The organism is Agrobacterium vacciniicorymbosi, assembly GCF_040427045.1.
In the GTDB taxonomy this organism is placed as follows: domain Bacteria; phylum Pseudomonadota; class Alphaproteobacteria; order Rhizobiales; family Rhizobiaceae; genus Agrobacterium.
This window is the reverse complement of sequence record NZ_JBETMF010000011.1, coordinates 120,380-142,941: the sequence shown is the minus strand read 5'-3', so window position 1 is coordinate 142,941 and position 22,562 is coordinate 120,380. Positions and strand designations below refer to the sequence as shown.

At 55.5% G+C, this 22,562-nt stretch carries 17 protein-coding genes and 1 pseudogene; 13 read left to right on the top strand and 5 right to left on the bottom strand.

The genetic code is table 11. The features are described 5' to 3' along the window. Positions 1 to 185: 185 nt before the first annotated feature. The gene (locus ABUK73_RS17655) at positions 186 to 635 is read right to left on the bottom strand and encodes an NUDIX domain-containing protein (RefSeq protein WP_353578420.1); all 450 of its coding nucleotides are present in this window, start codon (positions 633 to 635) and stop codon (positions 186 to 188) included. Positions 636 to 782: 147 nt separating this feature from the next. On the opposite strand from ABUK73_RS17655, the gene ABUK73_RS17650 reads away from it, so the two are divergent. Beyond that, positions 783 to 1,280: a hypothetical protein gene (locus ABUK73_RS17650; protein ID WP_353578419.1), complete on the top strand. Its 498-nt coding sequence runs from the start codon at positions 783 to 785 to the stop codon at positions 1,278 to 1,280. Between the two features lie 332 nt (positions 1,281 to 1,612). Here ABUK73_RS17650 and ABUK73_RS17645 read toward each other — a convergent pair whose 3' ends face one another. Next, positions 1,613 to 3,100: a hypothetical protein gene (locus ABUK73_RS17645; protein ID WP_353578418.1), complete on the bottom strand. Its 1,488-nt coding sequence runs from the start codon at positions 3,098 to 3,100 to the stop codon at positions 1,613 to 1,615. A 423-nt stretch (positions 3,101 to 3,523) separates the two neighbouring features. On the opposite strand from ABUK73_RS17645, the pseudogene ABUK73_RS17640 reads away from it, so the two are divergent. Further along, positions 3,524 to 3,739, top strand: a pseudogene (locus ABUK73_RS17640) (3-oxoadipyl-CoA thiolase); the annotation flags it as partial. 57 nt (positions 3,740 to 3,796) lie between these two features. Here the strand turns inward: ABUK73_RS17640 and ABUK73_RS17635 are convergent. Beyond that, the gene (locus ABUK73_RS17635) at positions 3,797 to 5,236 is read right to left on the bottom strand and encodes a phosphoribosyltransferase-like protein (protein WP_353578417.1); all 1,440 of its coding nucleotides are present in this window, start codon (positions 5,234 to 5,236) and stop codon (positions 3,797 to 3,799) included. Between the two features lie 604 nt (positions 5,237 to 5,840). Beyond that, positions 5,841 to 6,104 carry a substrate-binding domain-containing protein gene (locus ABUK73_RS17630; protein WP_353578416.1) on the bottom strand — a complete coding sequence of 88 codons (264 nt, stop codon included), beginning with the start codon at positions 6,102 to 6,104 and terminating at the stop codon, positions 5,841 to 5,843. Between the two features lie 152 nt (positions 6,105 to 6,256). Between ABUK73_RS17630 and ABUK73_RS17625 the strand changes: the two genes are divergently transcribed. The 7 genes from ABUK73_RS17625 to ABUK73_RS17595 all read left to right on the top strand — a co-directional run bounded on the left by ABUK73_RS17625 (position 6,257) and on the right by ABUK73_RS17595 (position 18,461). Further along, on the top strand, positions 6,257 to 8,785 hold the full coding sequence (locus tag ABUK73_RS17625; protein WP_353578415.1) for a DEAD/DEAH box helicase family protein: 2,529 nt from the start codon (positions 6,257 to 6,259) through the stop codon (positions 8,783 to 8,785). A 912-nt stretch (positions 8,786 to 9,697) separates the two neighbouring features. Then, positions 9,698 to 11,227 (top strand): IS21 family transposase, encoded by a 1,530-nt coding sequence (istA, locus tag ABUK73_RS17620; RefSeq protein ID WP_353578473.1) that lies wholly within the window; start codon positions 9,698 to 9,700, stop codon positions 11,225 to 11,227. Then, the gene (istB, locus tag ABUK73_RS17615; RefSeq protein WP_052818378.1) at positions 11,217 to 12,029 is read left to right on the top strand and encodes an IS21-like element helper ATPase IstB; all 813 of its coding nucleotides are present in this window, start codon (positions 11,217 to 11,219) and stop codon (positions 12,027 to 12,029) included. The genes istA and istB overlap by 11 nt, the downstream gene beginning before the upstream one ends. A 109-nt stretch (positions 12,030 to 12,138) precedes the next feature. Beyond that, complete coding sequence (locus ABUK73_RS17610) at positions 12,139 to 12,459, top strand: hypothetical protein (protein ID WP_353578414.1); 321 nt, start codon at positions 12,139 to 12,141, stop codon at positions 12,457 to 12,459. A gap of 548 nt (positions 12,460 to 13,007) precedes the next feature. Beyond that, positions 13,008 to 13,772 carry an ImuA family protein gene (locus ABUK73_RS17605; protein WP_353578413.1) on the top strand — a complete coding sequence of 255 codons (765 nt, stop codon included), beginning with the start codon at positions 13,008 to 13,010 and terminating at the stop codon, positions 13,770 to 13,772. Continuing rightward, positions 13,687 to 15,180: a Y-family DNA polymerase gene (locus ABUK73_RS17600; protein ID WP_353578412.1), complete on the top strand. Its 1,494-nt coding sequence runs from the start codon at positions 13,687 to 13,689 to the stop codon at positions 15,178 to 15,180. The genes ABUK73_RS17605 and ABUK73_RS17600 overlap by 86 nt, the downstream gene beginning before the upstream one ends. Before the next feature lie 20 nt (positions 15,181 to 15,200). Next, entirely contained in the window at positions 15,201 to 18,461 is a 3,261-nt protein-coding gene (locus tag ABUK73_RS17595) for an error-prone DNA polymerase (protein WP_353578411.1), read from the top strand. A 137-nt stretch (positions 18,462 to 18,598) separates the two neighbouring features. Here ABUK73_RS17595 and wrbA read toward each other — a convergent pair whose 3' ends face one another. Beyond that, the gene (wrbA, locus tag ABUK73_RS17590) at positions 18,599 to 19,195 is read right to left on the bottom strand and encodes an NAD(P)H:quinone oxidoreductase type IV (RefSeq protein ID WP_353578410.1); all 597 of its coding nucleotides are present in this window, start codon (positions 19,193 to 19,195) and stop codon (positions 18,599 to 18,601) included. A 934-nt stretch (positions 19,196 to 20,129) separates the two neighbouring features. Between wrbA and ABUK73_RS17585 the strand changes: the two genes are divergently transcribed. From ABUK73_RS17585 to ABUK73_RS17570, 4 genes are all read left to right on the top strand, one after another. Continuing rightward, positions 20,130 to 20,780: a response regulator transcription factor gene (locus tag ABUK73_RS17585; RefSeq protein WP_353578409.1), complete on the top strand. Its 651-nt coding sequence runs from the start codon at positions 20,130 to 20,132 to the stop codon at positions 20,778 to 20,780. Between the two features lie 133 nt (positions 20,781 to 20,913). Continuing rightward, positions 20,914 to 21,540: a PAS domain-containing protein gene (locus ABUK73_RS17580; RefSeq protein WP_353578408.1), complete on the top strand. Its 627-nt coding sequence runs from the start codon at positions 20,914 to 20,916 to the stop codon at positions 21,538 to 21,540. Beyond that, a complete protein-coding gene (locus ABUK73_RS17575; protein WP_353578407.1) occupies positions 21,432 to 22,025 on the top strand; it encodes a PAS domain-containing protein in 594 nt (197 codons plus the stop codon). Before ABUK73_RS17580 ends, ABUK73_RS17575 begins: the two co-directional genes overlap by 109 nt. 80 nt (positions 22,026 to 22,105) lie before the next feature. Continuing rightward, complete coding sequence (locus ABUK73_RS17570; protein WP_353578406.1) at positions 22,106 to 22,495, top strand: response regulator transcription factor; 390 nt, start codon at positions 22,106 to 22,108, stop codon at positions 22,493 to 22,495. Positions 22,496 to 22,562: the final 67 nt, after the last annotated feature.

Below are 22,562 nucleotides of genomic sequence, written 5' to 3'. Positions count from 1 at the left end.
CAGCGAGCTGAGACGCGTCTTGGCGACCGCGTAGCCGGAGCGTCGGGTTGGCATCCAATAGCAGAGCCGAACTGCTTCTGATGCCGTGAACCACTTGCGGCGACGAACGCCTAAAGTCCGCTTTTGGCCCAAACCGGTCTTCGAGAGCACTAGATCATCTGAAAAACGCGGGTACGTTCAAATTCCTAGAAGGCCTCAATACTTCGACGCATGTTGGGAAGCATGACAGGCAAGTTGCTAGGGTCTATCCACTCTACCGCTTTGGATTCGTCGTCCGCTACGATAGGTATGCCCTCATAGTGAGACGTGTAGAACATCATGGCAAAGAACTGGCAGACGTCGCCGTTAGGGAAGGTGACTGTCTCGAACGCAGGATCGCTACCAAAGCCGAAAGGAAGGAGATTCCAAATCCGAATGCCTGTTTCCTCTAACGTTTCTCTAATAGCGATAGACTCAAGGTCTTCGCCTTCTTCAGCGTTTCCACCTGGAATTCCCCAAACGTCAAAGTCACTTCTGTGCTGCATAAGCACGTGCCCGTCTTCACGTGTTACGACCACACGCGCTCCCGGAACAAGAATTGTCCCTGACCCAACCTTTGCTCGCAGTTTCCCTAGATAACTTTCCGAAAAAGTCACTGTCCAGCCTCCTCACGCTCATCGACCTCGTGATGGCGAGGACCAGCACAACGTTATCCTAAATCTTTCCAATGGAATACAATGTCCACTGTTGGCGCGATCCTGCCAGACCCGTTTCGGTCCAGAGAAGCCGAGGAGCAGTATACGATGAGCTGGACGCACCAGCCTTGCCCGCATAACTTAAACGATATCCGGCGAATCCGGTGTGGTTCACCTCACAGCCTCGGCAGCGAAAATTTTATGAATTACCCGACGATAAAAGTTATTGTTCGCTTCACATTGTGCCCCATCATTCCTGCGCCATTTATCAGCGCAGTCCTACTTTTTCTCGATCTGCCAAAGTTCATCGGAACCTTTGAATGGTACTATTGGCTTCCAACCTACATAGGAGTAACCCTTTGGGTCTCTCTGTGTGCGTTGGTTTTTTTCGGAGCACCGTCTCTCATGCTGGCGGTCGTCTACGCAACTTTAAAATTGAGGCGATGCGCAAAGCATTTGTTTCTCGTATCTTTGTCAGGCGGTACGGTGGTGTTCTTGTTCAACGGCCTGTTCTTGCCGCCGCTTTACGAAATTACAGCGTTCATTCTCGGGCTGGTTACGTCCTTATTGGCCGCACTCCTTGCACTTCCAAAGCAAGCTACTTGAAGTTTCGACTCATGGTGAACTGTGTTCCACAGCGACACCAATGCCAGTTTTTTGAGCCATTGGCCTGTAGGACATGACGGCGGCAAACGACCCATATCACCCGAATGCCTGTTCATTGGGAATGTCTCCTTCTGGCGCAAAGCTGCCAAGGCAGCAGGTGGCCCTAAGCGGTCGTTCCGATCTGAATTGCTGACCGCACTTTCCAGGTCTCTTCGTGTGACCTACGTATTTGACCAAAGATGATGGTCTGCTCGGGATTGACTGGGCCGCCAAGTCAGAAGTGAACCATGTCTGCCGTCGTCCGAAACATCCAGTCGGAGCATGGACTGCACTTACAGACGGCGCTTTTGACGAACAACACGGAATGGGCTTTTTATACGACGACCACGTTTGTATCCGCCTTCCAAATCCTTTGGGTCAGCAAGGCCGAATGCTTCTTTGTTGATTGCCAGACTTTCTTTTAGCTCTGGTGTCCAATCAGGAGCGTCTATCACCAGCAAATCCTCTGACTTCGAATGAATCTCTCCATTTCTTCGATAGACTTCAAGGGCGATACCTACCACCGTTTCGAGCTGTGGCTGCTCGGACAAAAATGCCAAGCAATAGGTCTCCAGCATTCTACCTCTATATTCGCGGTACTCTTCTTGTGTGCCCAGACTCTTGTCCTGCGGCACGCTAAGGAAAATGTAGCCCACCTTCCGTTCTCCTCGGCTCCTTGCGATCATAGCTCGGCGGATGAAACGCGCGAACCCTTCATCCACGGCCCGCTCAAGAGCTGACGACAAGGAGTGTGCAAGATGCATTCGGTTCGTTCGGTTTTCAGCGGCCATAACGCGTAGGCCCCTCTCTGCTAGGTCTGTGGACGGAGCATGCCCCAAAAGCTCAATCGACGTTCCTTGGAGAACATCGTCTGATATCATTTCGATTGTGCGATCCCAGAGGCGCGACAATTCAGTTGCAAGCATGAAATTCTGATATAGAGGCGATGAAACGTAAGTCTCATACTGGCCTTCGGGAATAACGACAGCTCTCCGCCTCGCTTTGATCCTCAGTTTTCTTGGGATGAACGCGGCTTTCCCATCTGCAAAAAGGTTCATCATGTACGTTGCGATCAGGTCATCCTCGCCCGCGGCTATCGCCAGCTGACCCGATCGGAAGAATTTAGCCCGCGCATCAAGATAGTTTGTAAAGTCGGTAACCGTGTTCATCTCTCGCATCAGAAGTTCAAGTGATGCTTGATCGAATACATGTACGAATGTTCCGTCCGCATTTGTGTCGCCCAACGTGAACGGTCGGAAATCTGGGCGCTGAATATTAGTATGGTCCGCACCTTTCAACGAGGGCTGTAGTATGAATGTGCCGCGCGCATGTCCGAAAAATTTTCGGCTAGCAGTGTTCGCTCCATTCGCGACTGCTATCAGATGAGTGATGCGTTTTTCTTTCTGTGGGAGAGCGATAGGAAGTCGCTGTTCGCACATTTTATCCAGAAAGATGCGATCCGGATGTTTATCGATCCACCGCTCAGCTCCCACCAACTGTGCAATCGAAGAATCGACCGCGCGCTTGTACCATCGGCTCCACGCCAAGCCGATCGGTTTACCTTCCTGCCAGGAAATATTTTTGTCGCTAAAGATTAAAACGTGCGGACCAAACACCACCAAAAGATCAGCAATTTCCTGGCCGCTCCCGCTTGAGCTTTTCGTGCGATCGTTAAAAGTGTTGGGATATGACCAAAGACGCAAGAAAGATTGATCTGCGAATTCCGCAAGAGCCTGCTCAGTTGCTGTATATCCATCGCCTCGCCGAATGCCTGTGTTCACGACCTCATCCTTTTACGGCTTCAAGCACAAAAAGGCTGATCGCTTCCAAGTACAGAAATCAGCTCCTCGCGTGCAATGCTGCTTATCTCGGAAGCCGTTGCCGCACCATGCCATTCTATTCACCCATGGTATCTGAATTGACTGCTTCTTCGGCGTGCCTGCTTCGGGCCAAGGTTCAATGCCCATGAAAGAAAAATCAATGATGAAGTGTTGGCATCTGCGTGAAACTCCGAACGAACTTGCGTATTCGTTTATAAAAGACGCTGATGCCCGGTGCGTAGGAGGTCGTCATAAGCGGCGATAGTCGTTTTGTGTCTCCCAAAGCTTCTTGGCGAGTTCATTTTACTTGAGCGATTCCTCACGCGTTGGATAACCGTCTCGGTCGATGTTCCATTGCGCTTCCATGCAAAACCTCGTTACGTCATCGCCGTGCTCCGCGAACTCGGCCTCGCCGAGGACGCGGAGCACATCAACCCGAACGTAGGCTCGATTGCTCTTGGACACCCGTTGGGTATGTTTGGCGCGCGCATTGCCGGCACTGCCGCACTTGAGCTTTCACTAAATGGCGGTCGCTATGCGCTAGCTTCCATGTGCATTGGCGTCGGGCAGGGAATCGCTGTGGCGTTGGAGCGAGTGTGATCTGTTGAAGACCTGAGGGTCCGGCTAGTTTGCCGGGCCTCCCTTGACTATGCGAATTTACGCTTCGATCTTGGCTCTTAGCTCATCTATGAATTCGTTGACAGCTTGATGATCCAAGCAATTTTCGACCAACGTCCTCAAAAGCGGGTTTACACGGTCTCCGGTACCCCCACGAAAGATAGTTTGCTCGAGCCTACGATATACTTCGCTGCCTTCGGCTAAGTTAAATTCTTCAATTCCTAGCTTCGGAAATTCTCGTGCAACTCTCTGTAGGTCCACCAAAGCCAAAAAGTTTGGCGTCAGTTTGAGCATTTTCGCGATGTCTTCAACACGAGCATGCATCTTTGCTGCGCCGGGATAATCATCGTCCACGACGAATACCGCATGCTTGTTGGTGTCGACCAAATTCTTCACCAACCGCGTGGATAGCACGTTAGAGCCCAAGCTGACGACTTCAATTTGTGGCACGCCCACCGCTTTGGCTAGATCGACGCGGGAGACAAAAAAGTCGAAGAATTGCTCATCACGCTTCCCCTCGACGAACAACGTCAGCGTGTAGTCAAGTTCCGGCGGTGTGAACTCGTTCTGCTTCGTCTTCTGATCGTTGGCCTTTTGATCGGTAGCCTTTTTAAATTGCTTTTCGTAGGAGGCAATTCCATTGAGCCGCTTAACTCGCCTGAAAAGTGGTATCCACTCGTTGTTATCGCTCCATAAAACGGGAAGCGTGGTGTTAGGCGTGTTGTAGGGAAAGACTATGAGACCTGCTATTTTACCGTACCCAAGCGGCCACCTGGGGTAGCAAACTTTCCCGTAACTTGTCAGACGTTCAAGGAGAGTTGACCGAGAATCGTGCGGAACGTCGGCATAAAATGAAGAATCCAATGATGATGCGGTATCTATGGCGCTGTATTCAAAGGCTGAAAATGTAAATGCCTTTGTGTTTTCTTCAATTTCAACGATAGCTTCTCGCATGCCGCATACCGTTAATACAAAAATGTTCTTCACGCCCAACGGAATAAGCTCCGTCGCGACCGAATTAATTTCCTTGGTAGCCTGATGGCCTGTCCCAATAATGTCGTCTATCAAGACTATGTTCTCAATCTTGCCTTGTCTGATGTAGTCGATGGTGTCTGGGCTCAGGAAATTTTCCTCGGACACTTCAGCATTCATTCTGAAGTGATAACTGATCATCGCTCCGCTCTTGCCGACGTCGCCCATCGCAGCAAAGAGGGTGTTTCGGCTGGTGATCCGTGCGCCTTTTTCGATTGCCTTTCGTGAGAGCTTGGAGAACGCCACGCGAAGGCCACGGTCTATGTCTTTTTGGCCGATGACGTTCAAATTTCTAATGACACGCAAAGCGAGATCGAAGTCGGGCTCGTCAAATTGGAGTATCCAATTGATCACAGCTTCCGCGGTCACATCCGCGTCTGCCGGCCAGTTTCCAATGATTTTGGTCACTTCCGCCAACTGATCTTCTATGGCTTTTGGATACTTCAAAGTCTTCTCCCGATTTAGATTGAGCATTGTCGGGTAAAAACATTAAGGAAGCGAAAGCGTTGGTCACATTCACGTTTCGTCCGAATGACGGCGCATCGGCTGGTAATTCGGTGGTATAGGCGGCCGAAACGGATTGGTCTTGCCCATATTCCCACTCGTTGGAAAAGTGTTTTGCTAGAGGATTTCTTTCCTTAGCTGCGAGACAGAGTAACTTCCTACACTAACGCGCAAATGGAGGGTTCCACCGTGAATGCAGAAACTGTGATGTTGGCTCTGCAGGTTGTTGGTAATCGGAGCTGGAGACACGAAACCTAGACGCTCCCAGCGCTGGACCGGCGAAATCGTCGTGAGGACTGCATTCATCAGCATCTGCGGCACAGACCTTCATCGCTATCATGGCAACAGCTTTTTCTTAAACCAAGGCTTTCTGTCTCATTCGTACGTGTTTGACCACCTTACCGGTCGAAACCTTGTTGAACGCTTCGTCGAAGCCGTTCTTGCGAGCGTGGCCGTCGTTAGCGGTCAATCCGCCCGTGATGTGGAGTACGGTCGCGTTTTTGTCAGGCATTGTCGCGCGAAGTGCTTCGGCAACGCGCGCTCATTGTCAGATTGTCAGCACGCACGACTGCTTACACGTCATCGGCGGCCAGCTTGTCGTCAACATGACGACCGGTACGTCCTTGCTCTTCGCGTAGTCAAGTGCAGGCTTGATCGCGGCACCATCAACGAAGCTGGCAAGGATCGTATTCACGCCTACATTGATTTGGTTGCGAAAGTCGGTGACCTGCTGGCTGGCATCACGATTGGCGTTCATAGGCTGAACGACGGAGCCGCTGCTGGACTTTGCCTGATCGGTCGCTGCATTCACCAGCACTATGGAAAATGTGGTTGTTCAGGGTCGGTCGCCGAAGCTCGATGCAGAGCATATTCCTCATCGCTTATGTAACTGTAAGGCGATATCGCCCTTCTTGATTTCGATCAAATGATTGCTACTCTCCGCGTGGTTTAGGGAGGCTACGCATGGTTTTTGATTTTGGTGGATTGGATAAACCCAAGGCGAAGAGCGCTTCGCCTAGCCCGCGGGATATTTTTCGCAGCCGACCGTCAGGCAAGGCGAAAATCAAGGAACTCTGGCAGGGCCAAGCACAAGCGCTGGACGATTGGTACAAAAATCCCAAGCAGGACACACTTATCTCTATGTACACGGGTGCCGGAAAGACACTTGTGGGGGTTCTGATCGCCCAGAGTTACCTTTTACAGGGAGTTCGCAACGTAATTTACGTTTGCCCGACGATTGATCTTATCCATCAAACAGTCCGTGAAGCCAACGGCATAGGAATCACGCCGACCACATTCTACCAATCGAAATTTTCGGACCAGAATTTCGCTCAATCTAAGTCTTTCTGCATTACAACTTATCAGGCCTTGCTGAACACAAGGAATAAGTTCCGGGGACAAAATGCACCTGGAGCCATCATTTTTGACGATGCCCATGTCGGCGAGCGCCTCGTTCGGGACGCGTTCACAATAACTATCAGGAAAGCGGAGAATGACGCGCTTTATTCTCAAGTTGCGGCAATTATAAAGGCGTGTTTCCAGGACATTGGTCAGGGATATAACTTCGACCAGATTGTCTCCGATTTCTCCTCGGGCTCAGTCGCTCTCTGCCCGCCCAATGGTGTCCACAATCGTAGCCACGAATTCCAGTCCGCTCTCGAACCCCACGTGGATGGCGATATCAGCCTTCAATTGCCGTTTGATTATCTTCGTGGGCATTTGCAGTACTGCGCAATCACGATCAGTAAATTCGTGATAGAAATTACGCCCCCTTTCATTCCAGCGCTGCATGTGCGGGCCTTGGAAGACAAGAGCGTGCCCAAGGTCTTTCTTTCTGCCACGGTCCAATCGAAAGGGGACATCATTCGGGCTTTTGGCCGATCGCCACGAGTTATCGAGCCGGATGTTGACGCCGGCCTCGGTGAACGTCTGATGTTGTTCGGATCGTCCTTGAACAAGTTTTGCGACAACGTGAATGGACTGCAGGACCTGAGCAAGAAAGTGAAGGTCTTGATTGCTACCCCTACTGAGAAGGCGGCGGATAAATGGGACGACTTTGCGTCGCCGCCTAAGAGCGCCGATGCATTTACCCAGAGGCTCAACGAGTTTCGAGCTAGCACGACTGGTGCGTTCATGTTGCTGGGTAGATATGACGGTATCGATCTTCCCGACGATGATTGCCGGGTCATGGCGGTAGATGGGGTGCCGGTGGGTTCAGCTCAGTTGGAACGATATCTCTTCGACCGCATCAAGCTGGATCAGACTTTCTTTCCGCGGGTCGCCAATCGGTTCACGCAACTATTTGGACGTATCAATCGCGGGAAGAACGATTATGGCATTTACTTCATCTACTCGACCGATGCAGAAAATTGGCTGCGAAATGTCGCCAACCAGGCCTACTTTCCGAAAGTCCTGCAAGAGCAGATACGGCTTTCAGAAGAGTTTTGCGACCAGTTGAAAGAAATGACGGACGAAAAGATCGAGTCTATCGTCACCCAGATAATCGAACGTGACACCGGCTGGCTTTCCTACTATCAGGCCCAAATAGGCCAGAACCCGATCGACGAAAAGCGTATCAGCGAGCGCGAGGACTATACAAAGTTCGATGATGAGCTGGCCAAACGTGAGGCCAATTTCATTCTTATGCTCTGGCAGGGAGACCATAGCGGAGCGATCAGGCAGTTTGAAGAGATCATCGATGATGTGAGAATGAAGAATCCTCGTCTCGCTGGCTGGTACGCAATCTGGCTAGGCTCAGCTAACGCTATTCTCGGCCGCCCCGACGCGATGTTCGACTGGTTTGACGAGGCGAGGAACCGGCTTGGTGGTAAACTTCCACTGCCACGCCAAGAGCAGGAGGACGTGGGAGTGCTCCCAGCCTGCAAAACGGTGATCGAGGAGGGCCTGCGCGAGTTCTGTGGTCTGACGGTGCCCGAAGCCAACCGCAAACTTATGAAGCTTATTAAAGCCGCTGAGCCAGCATACGGTGATCCGTCGCATAAGAAAGCGGAAGAGGCAGTCAGAGTTCTTGGAGCTGCGTTAGGTTTTGACTCTAGGCGACCCGATACTGACGAGCACGATGGCCCCGACAACGTTTGGATCGATCACAATGCCAAAGTTGCGATTCCTATTGAACTGAAGACGGACAAGCTTGAGGGCAATGCCATAAACTCCGAAGAAGTTGGGCAGGTTTATCAACATCTGGAATGGGTAAGATCGCGATATGCCGACTACAATGTACCGGGCATCCTCGTATACACCGAAAGCAACTCAGTCACCGGCAGCAGCAACCCGTCTAACGATATGTTCTTTGCTGATCAAAAGGCGATGAAGGACCTGCAGAATGCGTTCATCGCTGGCGTGACAATGCTTGCTAAGCTGTCGCCGCTGGAAAAATATGGCAAGGCCTCCGAAATTGGCAGCGCTGCAGAATGGCAGCCGTCGGCCATCTTCGAAAGGCTGAATGTCGGGTGCTTAAAGCCTACTGGTTAGCACCCGTAAGGAGTTGCCCCTTGTTGAAACTCCACTGACGAGGTTGGCCCATCCTGGGCAAAACAAACTAGAGAGCTCGGTCGGGGGGCGAAGAACAAGGGCCTTCGCGTGTAGAAACGTTCGCGGAGACTGCGCTACTCAGCACGCCCGTTGAGGTCGTTTGTCCTGTTCGAAAAATGGCAGGATCATCGAAGCATAGGCCGAACCGCCCGCATAAGCTTGGTACGGTTACCGTGGACATCACCGCGGGCAGCTGGTTCCCGTGGACAGCTGTTTTCGAAGCTTGTGTTGGTAGGGCTTGTCGCGAACGGACTTGATGTAGGTGCACGCGATCTCCACCCACTGCGCGCTTGGGATTCGGCGATGATTGGCCGCATGGTCGCGGCCGCGATCAGCAGAGCGGCCGCTGCGCCCTCGACCGCGAGCTTACCCGTCTCGGCAAGCGTATCTCTGGCGAAGGAAAGCTTTCCCCACACGACGGCAGACCACATATTTTCGAGGGCGCGTACGAGAGGCAGGACGTCCCGCTTATCCAAGTCATCCTGCTCCTTCACCCAGCCGACCACCGTGTCTAAGGCATCCGGCACGGCAGGATCGACTGTCGGTATTCACGCAAACCTTTGAAAAGCAGAGAGGCGCTTTCCAAGAGTTCTTTAATCGATCCCGGCTCGAGGTGAAGGTTAGGTATTCTCGCAGCACTCTCGCCAGTCCTTGAACTGGGACAGCGCTGCTAACACGCTCTCCAAGTGACCGATGAGCGTGCCGGTCATCGATGTCGCAAGCTCCTCCGCCTCCATCTGTGTTGATTGCCACTGAGAAGTGACCCGGTAGCACAGGATATTTCCATCGAGAATTGACCCATGTTTGAACTTTGCCCTGCGTGTTTTCAGCGAGGGCTATGGAGTGATCGACATGGCGTTATTGAGCGTGATCCGACGCTGGCATTTTCGAGAGCATTTATCGATCCGGGAGATTGGTCGCAGGACCGGTCTGTCTCGGAATACCGTCCGCAAATACCTGCGTCTGGGGAGTGTGGAACCGAAGTTCAAAGTTCCAGAGCGACCGAGTAAGCTTGACCCTTTTGCTGATCGATTAACGGCCTGGCTGAGGACGGAAGCGAAGAAGAACCGCAAGCAGAAGCGGACGATGAAGCAGTTGCATGCCGACCTGATGAGCCTCGGCTACGATGGGTCGTATGGTCGTGTTGCTGCATTTGCTCGGGAATGGAAGGCCGATCTTCAGCGAGAACTGCAGACCTCGGGACGTGGGACATACGTTCCGCTGGCTTTCGATCCGGGTGAAGCCTTTCAGTTCGACTGGTCGGAAGACTGGGCAATCATCGGCAATGAACGTACCAAACTGCAGGTGGCCCATACGAAGCTGAGCTACAGCCGCGCGTTCATCGTTCGGGCATATCTTCTCCAAACACACGAGATGCTGTTTGATGCCCATAACCACGCATTCCGTGTCTTTGGCGGCGTTCCTCGACGTGGCATTTATGACAACATGCGCACGGCAATCGACAAAATAGGTCGCGGCAAAGAGCGCGACGTCAATGTCCGCTTCATGGCAATGGCCAGCCACTACCTCTATGAGCCAGAATTCTGCAATCCAGCGTCTGGCTGGGAGAAAGGCCAGGTCGAGAAGAATGTCCAGGATTCACGCCATCGGTTCTTCCAACCAACACCACGCTTTCCATCGCTGGAAGCCCTGAACGACTGGCTGGAGCTTCGATGCAAGGAGTTTTGGCAACAGACCCCGCATGGAAAGATGCGTGGGACCATCGCTGAGCTATGGGCCGAGGAAGCGCAGGCTCTCATGCCAACAGCACGTGTCTTCGATGGATTTATCGAACATACCAAGCGGGTTTCCCCGACCTGCCTCGTGCACTTTGATCGTAATCGCTACAGCGTTCCGGCATCCTTTGCCAATCGGCCTGTCAGCGTTCGGGTTTACCCAGATCGTATCGCTGTTGCAGCAGAAGGTCTGATCATATGCGAGCACCGTCGCATCATCAGCCGTTCGCATGATGGTCCTGGGCAGACGATTTACGACTGGCGGCACTATCTCGCCGTCGTTCAACGCAAACCAGGTGCTCTTCGCAATGGTGCGCCGTTTATCGAGCTTCCGGAAGCTTTCAGAATACTGCAGCAGCACCTGCTCAAAAAGCCGGGCGGAGATCGCGAGATGGTCGACATTCTGGCGCTCGTCCTCCAGCATGACGAGCAGGCTGTGCTCTCGGCCGTCGATATGGCCTTGAAGTCCGGGGTTCCGACCAAGACCCATGTTCTGAACCTGCTACATCGCTTGGTCGATGGTAAATCTTCCACACCACCGACGATAGATGCGCCCCAAGCTCTCACACTTGCCAACGAGCCAAAGGCCAATGTCGAACGCTACGATTCCCTGAGAAAGACAACGGAGGTGCGCCATGCGTCATAATCCTGCCAGCGGTGCAATCGTCATCATGCTGCGACAACTGAAGATGCACGGCATGGCTCAGGCAATCGGTGAACTCACCGAACAGGGATCGCCTGCCTTTGAAGCTTCCATTCCAATCCTGTCACAACTTCTCAAAGCCGAGACAGCAGAACGTGAAGTTCGTTCAACCGCTTATCAGCTCAAGACGGCTCGCTTTCCAGCTTATCGTGACCTGAACGGCTTCGATTTCTCCAGCAGCGAGATCAATGAAGCACTCGTGCGACAGCTCCATCGCTGCGACTTTCTCGATGAAGCTAACAACATCGTGCTGGTCGGCGGCCCAGGCACAGGCAAAACCCATATTGCCACCGCTCTCGGCATCCAGGCAATCGAGCATCACCACAAACGCGTCCGGTTCTTCTCGACCGTCGAGTTGGTCAACGCGCTTGAACAGGAGAAAACGCAAGGTCGCTCAGGGCAGATCGCCAATCGACTTGTCCATTCCGATCTGGTGATCCTCGATGAGCTTGGCTACCTGCCGTTCAGTGCATCAGGTGGCGCGTTGCTCTTCCATCTTCTGAGCAAACTCTACGAGCGCACCAGTGTCGTTATAACCACAAACCTCAGCTTCAGTGAATGGGCCAGCGTCTTCGGCGACGCCAAGATGACGACCGCGTTGCTCGACCGGCTCACTCATCATTGCCACATTCTCGAAACCGGAAACGACAGCTTCCGCTTCAAAAACAGCTCCGCCCACGAGCCGAAAAATACAAAGGAGAAAAACAGCGACTTGACCAAATCACAAGACCCGAAACATATCTAAAAGGCGGGTCAAATCTCGGTGGAAATACCGGGTCACTTCTCAGTGAAAATCAACATTCAGGGGTCGTGATCGCGAATTCAACAGCTTCAGAACGCGTATCCGCGACGGAATGCGTGAAGGTCCGAATTTCGCAGGCCGTTACACCCTGATCCAGATCGGTTGCGGTGCTGGCTGCTCGTTTGTCATTCTCGCAGATAACCAGACTGGTCGACCCGCGTCGTTTCCCCGTGGAGGCGAGGAGCATATGTATTTGAGCCTGGACTATCGTCGCGATAGCCGGCTGGTTGCCACCCAGTGGCTGAATAGCGAGACCAGCACATGCGTCGTTGAATTCTTCGATTTCGATAAGGACGCCTTTAAGCCAATCAGCAAAACCGAGATAGGCAACGAGGAAGCCTGCAATAGAACGGCAGCTGAAAACCTGCGTTGAGAGCAAGTCGCAGAAGGACTTGCGCTTTCATGCGACTTCCAGCTGGTCGTATGGTTGGCGACGGCACAGGCATTCGCCAGCCCTTGCAAATCAAAAGCTCCGTGGAGCACCCTTCGATTTCAGGCTGGCTTCACAACTGTCCACCCCACCAACGCACATGCGATCACAAGCACCCGCGACTACGCGGCGAATGCGAGATATAGGTGCCGATGCCTTGAAGCGCCGAACCGTCCTCTCTCGGTCAAGTTCGGTATAGACCCCGCAGACCCTGCATTCGACGGCGATGATTGGTCCCTTGACCGATCGCAACGTTGGTTCCTGATCCATACTTCCCTTGGTTGTCTGAAAAAAAGTCCAATCTGACCTGTCACTTAGCATGGCATGTTAGAGTCCTGATTCATCTCGGTTTTCCCGCGATGGCAAATGCACGTCACCTAAAATGCCCGATTTGACCGGCTTGACTCTCTTTATAGAACGGAACAGATAGAGAACGTCAACCGATTTTCAGGATATGAAGTCCTGCCAGCGCGAACCGAGGAGGTCCGTGAATGAGAACGCATGTCCGGTCTTCGGGTCTTATCGACGACCTGCGCGAGCAGATAGCCAAGCTCGAAGGCGGGTCCGCGAGGAAGGCGGAATGCCTACCGTTCGGAATTCCGGAGATCGACGGCAAGTTACCTGGCGGTGGCTTGGCTTTCGGTGCGCTCCACGAGTTCGCTGGCGGCGGTGCGGGAACGGTGGACGGCGCGGCAGCAGCCCTGATGGTGGTCGGGATCGCCGCGAGGACGAAGGGGCAAATTCTCTGGTGCCTCAGCAGGCCCGACTTGTTCGCTCCCTCGATCTCGCAGGCAGGCCTACATCCCGACCGCGTGATCTACGTCGAGGCGGACAAGGAAGAGGATGTCCTGGCTTCCTTTGAAGAGGGCCTGAGCTTCGGCGGCCTCGGTGCGGTCGTTGGTGAAATAGTCCGGTTGCCGATGACGGCTTCGAGACGGCTTCAGCTGGCGGCCGAGAAGTCGGGAACCATGGGGTTGGCGCTGAGGCGCTGGCGACGGCAGACCGAAGCCAACGACTACGGCCAGCCGACCGCTTCGGTGACCAGATGGCGGATAAGCCAATTGCCTTCTGAAGACATCCCCGTTGCGGGTGTCGGGAGGCCGAGATGGCTGGCGGAGTTGATGAGATCGCGTGCGGGCGAGTGTGCAGAGTTTTGCGTTGGAGCATGTGATGGCAAGGGTCGTCTCTCTATATTTCCCAAGATGGCCTACGGACAGGATACGGAGGGCAGGGGCCGATGGCACACCGCCTCCTGACAAGCCGATGGTCGTGATATCCCGGTCAGGGTCCAGGCGGACCGTCTGCGCAGCCGATGGTGCCGCGCGAAAGCTCGGTCTGCGCATCGGCATGCCCGCGAGCAAGGCCCAGGCGCTGGTCGCCGATCTCGCCATGTACGATGCAGACCCGGTCGGCGATCTGGCTGCGCTCGACAAAATGGCGCTCTGGATGCTCCGGCAATACAGCCCCGTCGTCGCAGTGGACGGCATTGACGGCATCGTCATCGACACCGAGGGCGCGGATCATCTCCAGGGCGGCGAAGAACGCATGGTGTCGGGGATGGTCAACCGCCTCCGCGGTGTCGGCGTGGTCGCGCGGGCCGCCGTGGCAGAGACGTGGGGCGCGGCGCACGCGATCGCCAGATGCACTCCAGCCGAATGGACGGTCGTTCCCGTGTCCGAGACGACGAAGGCCGTTCTGGGGCTTCCTATCGTCTGTCTGCGGCTCGCGCCGGAAACGGTGAATAGCCTACGGGTTCTCGGCATCGAGACCGTCGGGCAATTGTCGGCCATGCCGAGAGCGCCGTTGACGCTGCGCTTTGGCCCGGAGGTCGGCAGACGGCTCGACCAGTTGTTCGGTCGCGCGGCCGAGCCGATCGAACCCATCCGTTGTCCGGAGATCGTGGAAGTCCACCGCCCGTTCGCCGAGCCGATCGGGGCTGCGGAGACCATAGCGAAATACGTCGGCCGCCTCGTCGAGCAGCTTTGCTTCGAGCTGGAGACCCGTGGCCTTGGTGTCCGCCGTTGCGACCTGATTGTCCACCGTGTCGACAATACAATACAGGCGATCCGCGCTGGCCTCGCGAAACCCGTCCGTGACGACAAGAGACTGACGCGCCTGCTGACCGACAGGATCGAGAATATCGATCCCGGTTTCGGTATCGAGAAGCTTTCGCTCGTCCCGACATGGGCGGAGCCTCTGGTCGAAAGACAGCAGTCGTCGTCCCTGATCGAGGAGACGGTCGTCGACGTGACACCGCTGGTCGATATCCTCGGAAACCGCGGCCACCGCATCTACAGGATGGCCCCCGTCGCCAGCGACGTCCCCGAACGGAGCTTCCAGCGTGTCGGTCCCATGTCGGAAGAGAAGGGCCTCGATTGGCCGTCGAACTGGCCGCGGCCCAGCAGGCTCCTCGCGCGTCCTGAGGAGATCGAGGTCCTGGCGGTCTTGCCGGACAGTCCGCCCCGAACGATGACCTGGCGCGGCAAGCGTCGTCGCATCGTGCGCGGCGACGGCCCGGAAAGGGTCTTCGGGGAGTGGTGGTTACGGGATGCCGAGTTCCACGCCGTCCGCGATTACTACGTCGTCGAGGACGACAGCGGCGAGCGCCTCTGGGTCTACCGCGCAGGCGACGGCGTGGACACGACGACAGGCTCACACAGGTGATTCATACACGGGATATTTGGATGAGATACGTCGAACTTCAGACGACGACCCATTTTTCGTTTCTAAGGGGAGCATCCAGCGCAGACGAGTTGTTCGCCGCGGCGGCGGAACTCGGGATCGAGGCGCTCGGTATCGTGGACAGGAATTCACTGTCGGGCATCGTGCGGGCGTGGGAGGCATCGAAAGCGACAGGCGTGCGCTTGATCGTGGGATGTCGCCTCGATTTGACCGACGGCATGGCGATCCTGGTCTATCCGACCGACAAGGCGGCCTACGCGCGGCTGTGCCGTCTTCTTTCTCTCGGCAAGTCGCGCGGCGGCAAGGCGAAGTGCATCCTGGATTTCAGCGATGTCAGCCTGTACGCCGAGGGCATGATCGGCATCCTGATCCCGGACGAGGCCGACGAGACGTGCGCGATCCAGCTGCGCAAGATGTCGAAGCTTTTCGGCGACAGAGCCTATGTCAGCTTATGCCTCAGACGTAGGCCAAACGACAAGCTCCGCATCCACAACCTTGCGAACCTCGCATTCAAGCATCGTGTCCGTACGGTCGTGACTAACGACGCCCTTTTCCACGAACCGGGCAGGCGGCAGTTACAGGACATCGTCACCTGCATCCGCCATAACAAGACCATCGACGACATCGGGTTCAACCGCGAGCGGCATGCGGATCGATACCTCAAACATGCTGACGAAATGCACCGACTGTTCGATGCTTATCCGGAGGCGCTGGCCCGTACGGTCGAGATCGCGAAGCGCTGCACGTTTTCCCTGAGCGAACTCGAATACCAGTATCCGTCAGAGGCTATCATTCCCGGTCTCGGTGTTCAGGCCACCTTGGAGAAGTTTACCTGGGAGGGAGCGGCGGATCGTTATCCCGAGGGCGTGCCGGAAACCGTTGTGAAAACAATCCGGCACGAGCTCCAGCTCATCGAGACCATGAAGTACGCCCCGTATTTCCTGACCGTCTTCAACATCGTGCGTTTCGCGCGATCCAAGGGCATTCTGTGCCAAGGACGCGGGTCGGCGGCCAATAGCGCCGTCTGCTACGCCCTCGGGGTCACGAGCATCGACCCGGAGACCAACGACCTGCTGTTCGAAAGATTCGTCAGCCAGGAGCGGGCCGAACCGCCGGACATCGACGTGGACCTCGAGCACGAGCGGCGCGAGGAGGTCATCCAGTGGATTTACGATACCTACGGGAGAACAAAGGCCGCCCTGTGTTCGGCCGTATCACGCTACCGCGCCAAGGGAGCTTTGCTGGATGTCGGGAAGGCCCTGGGCTTACCGAAGGATATGATCCGTCAGCTGTCGTCCGGTGTTTGGGGTTGGAGCAAGGAAGGTGTCTCCGAAAAGGAGGTCAAGGACAACAACCTCAATATGGGCGACCGAAGGCTTCGACTGGCGATCGAACTCGCGCAACAGCTCATGGGCGCGCCTCGACACCTGAGCCAGCACCCCGGTGGTTTCGTCCTGACCAACGACCGCCTGGACGAGCTGGTGCCGATCGAGCCGGCCGCCATGGACAATCGCCAGATCATCGAATGGGACAAAGACGACGTCGAAGCGCTCAAGATGATGAAGGTCGACATTCTCGCGCTCGGAATGCTGACCTGCATGTCGAAGGCGTTCGCGCTCATAAAGGAACACAAAAACGACGTGATCGACCTCGCGAATATCAAGCAGGAAGACAACGCGACCTACGCGATGCTCCGGAAAGCCGACACGCTCGGGACGTTCCAGGTGGAGTCCCGTGCACAGATGGCTATGTTGCCGAGATTGAAACCGAGGACCTTCTACGATCTCGTCATCCAGGTGGCCATCGTGCGCCCCGGCCCGATCCAGGGAGACATGGTCCACCCGTATCTGCGTCGCCGCGAGGGCAGGGAGGCCGTCGATTACCCGACCCCGGAGCTGGAGGCGGTCCTCGGCAAAACCCTTGGCGTTCCGCTTTTCCAGGAAAGCGCGATGAGGGTGGCGATGGTCTGCGCCGGGTTTACCGCTGGCGAGGCCGACCAGCTGCGCAAATCCATGGCGACATTCAAGTTCACGGGCGGGGTCTCCCGTTTCAAGACGAAGCTCGTCGACGGCATGGTCCGCAACGGCTATACGCCCGAGTTCGCCGAGAAGACGTTTTCACAGCTGGAGGGGTTCGGGTCTTACGGCTTCCCCGAAAGCCATGCCGCGTCGTTCGCGCTCATCTCCTACGCCTCCTGCTATCTCAAATGCCACTTCCCCGACGTGTTCTGTGCGGCGCTGCTCAATTCCCAACCGATGGGCTTTTATGCGCCCGCGCAGATCGTCGCGGATGCCCGCGCGCACGGTGTCGAAATCCGGCCTGTCTGTATGAATGCCAGCCGATGGGATTGCACGATGGAAGCCATTCCCGGTACTGAGCGCCACGCGGTTCGGCTCGGGATGCGGATGGTGAAGGGGCTGGCCATGCGCGATGCTGCCCGCATTGTCGTCGCTCGGGCGGACCAACCGTTCATCTCCGCCGACGATGTCTGGCGGCGGTCGGGAGTGCCGACTGAAGCCCTGGTCCAGCTTGCCGAGGCGGATGCCTTCAGGCCTTCGCTGAAGCTCGAGCGGCGGGACGCGCTCTGGGCACTCAAGGCACTGCGCAACGACCCGCTGCCACTGTTTGCGGCGGCCGCCGAGCGTGAAGCCGAGACGGTCCCGGAAATGGTCGAACCGGAGGTTTCACTCGTCCCGATGGTCGAAGGCCGACAGGTCGTCGAAGATTACGGACACACGGGGCTGACGCTACGGGATCACCCGATGAGCTTCCTCAGAGAGGACCTAAGGCGGAAGAATATCGTCACCTGCGCCGAAGCCGTGAGCCAACACGACGGCAAGTGGCTCTGGACCGCAGGCATCGTGCTGGTCCGCCAGAAACCGGGAAGCGCCAAGGGCGTGATGTTTGCAACGATCGAGGACGAGACTGGAGTGGTGAACGTGGTGATCTGGCCAAGCCTGTTCGAACGCCAGCGGCGGGTCGTCCTGTCGGCTTCGATGCTGGGGGTGAACGGTAAGATACAGCGGGAAGGCGACGTCGTTCATCTGGTCGCCCAGCGCCTGTTTGACTTTTCCCGCGACCTCAGTAGCCTCGGCGAACGCGACACGGCGTTCCCGTTGCAACACGGGCGGGGGGACGAGTTCTCGAGGGGCGGCGGCCCCGATCCCAGAGATAACCCGAAGGCTTCCGTTTCAGCCAGGGATATTTTCATTCCCGAACTGCACATCGACACGCTGAAGGTGAAGGCGCGGAATTTTCAGTGAGCAGGGCCGATGGGTGCCACAGAGAATGTTCGCGGAGGCGGGCCGGTTCAAGACGAGGCGAGAGGATAGCCAAGGTTTCGCCATGGCTATCTCCGTTCGTTCTCAGTCGGTTGGATTTTGTTGCCACCCTATCGAGTTCAGGAGAGCTTCGCTGCGATTTTTGCCACGTGTGCGCCCTGGAATTTGGCGGCGTCTAGTTCGACCTGCGACGGCATGCGAGAACCGTCGCCGTCCGTAATCGTGGACGCTCCATAAGGCGAGCCGCCCTTAACCTCCTCGACGCCCATTTGACCCTGGAATGCGTAGGGAAGTCCCACGACTACCATGCCGTGGTGTAGGAGTGTTGGAATGAAGCCGAGGATCGTGGATTCCTGCCCGCCGTGCTGTGTGGCCGACGACGTAAACACCGATCCGACCTTGCCGACAAGTTTACCCTGCGCCCATAGACTACCGGTCTGGTCCCAGAAGTTGCGCATCTGGGAGGCAACTGTTCCAAAGCGAGTCCCGCAGCCGATTATGATTGCGTCGTACTCAGTCAGCTCATCGGCAGTAGCGATCGGGGCCTGTTGATCGAGCTTGAAGTGCGAAGACTTGGCGACGTTTTCAGGGACGAGTTCAGGCACCCGTTTGACGACAGCCTCGGAGCCCGCGGAACGAACACCCTCTGCGACGGCGTTTGCCATCGTTTCGATGTGACCGTACGCGGAATAGTAAAGAACTAGGACCTTGGACATATGATTTCCCTTCGAAAAGAATGGCTGCGCACAGATATAAATACAGATGTTTGTGGCTACTTCTAGCCACCTCAACGGACACACATCGTTCAGATCACGAGATCGTGTGCCTTACCAACGAGACGATCTTGGGCCTGATTTCCTCGTGATCAACTTGGCCGCGGAAGCACCGATGACTTCGATCATCGCAAGACCGAAGAGCATCTGCATTGATCCCCCGACCCTTTTGCCGGCTGTCGCCTTAGCGAGAAAACTGTAATCCTAGTAACACGAACGTCGGCGTTTCCACGCTGAAATCATCGGTACGACTGACCGCACAGGCCTGTTTTCAAGCGTGTCGGCTAGGTCGAACCGATGTGTCGAAACCTCGTGAATATCGTGTGGCATTTCCTCGAAGTTTGCTATGTGTAGGGATAACTCATGGACTTCACTACTTCCTATCAAAGCACCGATCTCGGTTTCAAAGGCTTTGAAAAAAAATATGCCATACACTGTGTCGCCGCCGTGGTTTTTGGGGTGTCGTCCATAGCTAGCAGGCTATTCGTCAAAGCTCATCTAGGTCCAACCTGACCGTCCAGACGGGATCGTCGTTTTGGTGGTATCTGGAGGCCCTGCATCGTTACGGACAATTGTCTGTTCTTCGATCCACGTTGATGCTCGCACTTTTCCGTAAAAAACTAATAAGTTGTAAATCGCCTGTTTATACGGCCTGAAATCAACGGCCTCGTCAAGCTGAGCGATATGCACTAATTTTTCTGCGGTTCCACGGTGACGCCGCATTCATCCGATGTCAGTGTTTGTTTCCGCGGGTAACCTTGTTCTGTTCGGACCTCGGATCCAAGAGGGTGGGGTAGGGTTCCAAAACGACTCGTCTCTTGTTAAAATCATCGTCCGATAGACTCGCGTGGGCGCGCGCTGCTTTGAGGGGATGACCATGGAGGAGGCTGTAGCGCGGCCATCGGAGCTACCGATCGTGACGTTGGTTGACGACGATGCGCGCGTGCGGGAGGCGATGGAAAATCTACTTTGCTCAGTTGGCATCGACACCGTATCCTTTGCGTCAGCCCGCGAGGTAATCGACGCCACCTTGCCGGATCGGCCGGGATGCTTCGTGCTTGACGTCCGTTTGCCGGGATTGAGCGGGCTAGAGCTACAGTATCATCTCCTGAAACAAGGCAACCACACCCCGGTCATATTTCTCACGGCCCACGGCGACATCGCCATGAGCGTCGAGGCCATGAAGGCCGGAGCTAAAGACTTTCTTACGAAGCCTGTGAGAGATCAAACTTTTCTGGATGCCATTTCGAGGGCGATCAGCGCCGATCTCGAACGGCGCGAAGCTCACACGAACTCGCAAAAGCATATCACGCTCTATCAAGGTCTCACCGCCCGCGAACGTCAGGTACTACGCTTTGTGGTCGAAGGCAGCCTGAACAAGCAGATCGGTTTCGAGTTGGGCATTTCGGAGGTCACGGTAAAGCTGCACCGCAGCAACATGATGAAGAAGATGCAGGTGACGACATTCAACCAGCTCTTCACCGCCTGGCAGGCGCTACCCTCCCATATACGAGAAAACGTCGAATAGCGGCGCTGACAGTGTCTCTTACCTGTCCTACGAGATAGGTTCCGACGACCGAACCATCCGTATAGTTTGAAGTCGGTCATAAACGATCCGCTACCGTAGCCCGGCGCGTCCTGTCATCATCTTGGAAGGCGTGATGGATTTCCAGACATCACAGCAGCGCCGCTGGTTTGCTTTCGCGACGATATGCTTTGGCTTGAGGTGGGGTGTCGCTATGGCCATCTTCATGAGCGCAGCAGCCGCCGCGCTCATTTGGGCAGAGGGCGATCTTGCCAGCTTGAGCATCAGCGGCTGGTCTGTCTACGCGAAAAGCGCATTCGGCATTTGGGCAGTCATCACCTCCTATCGGACGATATCATTCTACGACCAGGTCTATAAGACGGTCCGCCCGACGTTGGAGGACATCCCCGGACTTAGTTGGTCGGCCTTTCCCGACGGCCGCATGAGGTTTGTGAACCCCGCCGCCACGGAGTTTGTCGGGATCACCCGAGAGGAAATGAAGAAGAGAGCGAAAGGGACCGACACCGCCTGGTGGATACCCTTCGTTTATCCCGATGACCGGGAAAGAAGCTTGGCACTTTGGCGCAACAGGCTCAAGACTGGTGAACCCCTTAGCGACGAGCAACGCGTGCGCCGCTTTGACGGGACCTACAGATGGTTCCGGGATTTCGCGATCGCCTCTCGGGACGAAAACAGGAAGATCACCGCCTGGTACGGTTCGACGGTCGACGTCACCGACAAAAGAACGCTGAGGCGGCGTTGAAAGCCAGCGAACAGCAGCTTTGCGAGCTTATCAACACTGTCCCCGCACTCATTTGGCACGCGGGGCCGGACGGGAACACGACCTACGTGAATGACCAATTGATCGAATGGTTTGGTTTATCGACAGGGGGAAGGGATGTCGAATGGCTGGAGAGCCTGCTCATGGATGCTGTTCACCCCGAGGAACAGCAGGACGTGAGGGCGACAGTGAAACGGCTCTTCGCCACGCGGACGTCATTCTCCCTCAAGTACCGCCACAGGCGTTCAGATGGCTTCTTCCCGGACTGGGCTAAAGCGTTCGGCGCTGAGCCACGGTCGTATCCGCACATCCCTGGACACCTTCGATCTTCGTCCGCAGCTGCTTCCCTACCGGGAACCAAACGGTGGTATATATACCGTCATGCCTTTGTTGCGTGGTACTTGGTTCGCCACAGGGGTTTGGGCCCATACCGTAGCGCTTTCCATGCTGACCTAAAAAAGACCTGATGTGCCGTCACGCGTTGCAAGCACAGATTTTTTTACACGTTTATCTGAAGTCCCGTTGCGGAAAGTGATAAGTTTCAAAAATGGCTGGCTTGCAAACCGCACATATCGCGATCATCGAAGACGACGTTCACCTACGGAATTCGATCAAGGACTTTCTCGATACCGCCGGATACATCAGCGAACTTTTCGGCTCAGCCGACTTTTTCTTGGACAGTGGCCGCTACCGATCGTTTCGTTGCGTCCTCGCCGACGTGCGGATGCCCGGCACTTCGGGCATCGAAATGCTCAGATTGCTGAAGTCTCGGGAAGATTGCCCTCCAATCCTGATCATGACATCCTACTCGGACAATCAAATGCAGGCGACGGCCCTAAAACACGGCGCGGCAGGCTTCCTTGCCAAACCGATCGATACTTCACTGCTTCTTCAGTTGATCCATGAATCCATCGGTCGCGCCGCTTCGCGGGGCTGATCATCCATGGTGCTTCCGCTCAGCGCCGAGACCCCAGTACCCGAATGTATAGCTGTCGATCCACGCC

What these genes read in the sequence shown, in the direction of transcription:
- ABUK73_RS17650 (WP_353578419.1), top strand. Translation starts at nt 783, where the DNA reads ATGAGCTGGACGCACCAGCCTTGCCCGCATAACTTAAACGATATCCGG.
- ABUK73_RS17625 (WP_353578415.1), top strand. Translation starts at nt 6,257, where the DNA reads ATGGTTTTTGATTTTGGTGGATTGGATAAACCCAAGGCGAAGAGCGCT.
- istA (WP_353578473.1), top strand. Translation starts at nt 9,698, where the DNA reads ATGGCGTTATTGAGCGTGATCCGACGCTGGCATTTTCGAGAGCATTTA.
- istB (WP_052818378.1), top strand. Translation starts at nt 11,217, where the DNA reads ATGCGTCATAATCCTGCCAGCGGTGCAATCGTCATCATGCTGCGACAA.
- ABUK73_RS17610 (WP_353578414.1), top strand. Translation starts at nt 12,139, where the DNA reads ATGCGTGAAGGTCCGAATTTCGCAGGCCGTTACACCCTGATCCAGATC.
- ABUK73_RS17605 (WP_353578413.1), top strand. Translation starts at nt 13,008, where the DNA reads ATGAGAACGCATGTCCGGTCTTCGGGTCTTATCGACGACCTGCGCGAG.
- ABUK73_RS17600 (WP_353578412.1), top strand. Translation starts at nt 13,687, where the DNA reads ATGGCAAGGGTCGTCTCTCTATATTTCCCAAGATGGCCTACGGACAGG.
- ABUK73_RS17595 (WP_353578411.1), top strand. Translation starts at nt 15,201, where the DNA reads ATGAGATACGTCGAACTTCAGACGACGACCCATTTTTCGTTTCTAAGG.
- wrbA (WP_353578410.1), bottom strand. Translation starts at nt 19,195, where the DNA reads ATGTCCAAGGTCCTAGTTCTTTACTATTCCGCGTACGGTCACATCGAA.
- ABUK73_RS17585 (WP_353578409.1), top strand. Translation starts at nt 20,130, where the DNA reads ATGGAGGAGGCTGTAGCGCGGCCATCGGAGCTACCGATCGTGACGTTG.
- ABUK73_RS17580 (WP_353578408.1), top strand. Translation starts at nt 20,914, where the DNA reads ATGGATTTCCAGACATCACAGCAGCGCCGCTGGTTTGCTTTCGCGACG.
- ABUK73_RS17575 (WP_353578407.1), top strand. Translation starts at nt 21,432, where the DNA reads ATGGTTCCGGGATTTCGCGATCGCCTCTCGGGACGAAAACAGGAAGAT.
- ABUK73_RS17570 (WP_353578406.1), top strand. Translation starts at nt 22,106, where the DNA reads ATGGCTGGCTTGCAAACCGCACATATCGCGATCATCGAAGACGACGTT.